This window comes from Sporolactobacillus sp. THM19-2 (assembly GCF_004153195.1).
Classification (GTDB): domain Bacteria; phylum Bacillota; class Bacilli; order Bacillales; family Sporolactobacillaceae; genus Sporolactobacillus.
Map to the genome: position 1 here is coordinate 1 of NZ_SEMC01000072.1, position 538 is coordinate 538.

The 538-nt window shown below is 41.8% G+C and carries 1 protein-coding gene and 1 pseudogene; one reads left to right on the forward strand and one right to left on the reverse strand.

Translation table 11 applies throughout. The features are described from left to right. The coding region (locus EWH91_RS14345) for a hypothetical protein (protein WP_206184354.1) at nucleotides 1-207 on the reverse strand (207 nt) is incomplete at its 3' end. 86 nt (nucleotides 208-293) lie between these two features. Between EWH91_RS14345 and EWH91_RS14350 the strand changes: the two are divergent. Continuing rightward, nucleotides 294-422 (forward strand): annotated as a pseudogene (locus EWH91_RS14350) (phage holin family protein); the annotation flags it as partial. Nucleotides 423-538 lie beyond the last annotated feature (116 nt).

Here is a 538-nt window from a genome sequence, read left to right on the forward strand (position 1 = left end):
GGTCACGTTGGCCACGGTTGAGGGGGCAACACGATTATACTTCGCAATCTCTTTGCGCTGGTGTGTTTCTCCGTGATTGATGTCGGCATCAAGTAAAATCTGACTGCGTTTCTTGATGGTTTGATTGATCGTTTTGTCTTTCAGGATGTTCTTAAGCCGGGTCACTTCGTCGTCAGTTAAAGCAACGATGTATTTTATAGGACGCATTATTTCACCTTTCTAAATAGAGTCTATCAAAAAAGGTAAAGTATTACAATTAATTTCAAAATCTTGGCTACGATGCACTAGTCTTTGTAGTCATCGACTATCTAACAGGTGTCTTATGTGCCATCGCTGATAAGACTCTATCAAGCGAAGTGGGATTTATCGGAATCAGCCGTAAAGTGCTGATTTTTGGCTCTTCGCTAAAATCCGTGAAATAGGACAGAGTTTGGTAAAGTAGTTTCCAGATAATCTATGAAAATCGGACAAGGGAACGGGTTCAATTGCTCGCTCCACGTTCACCGTCTGATGCCTGAATAAACCTCTCCAGAATGGA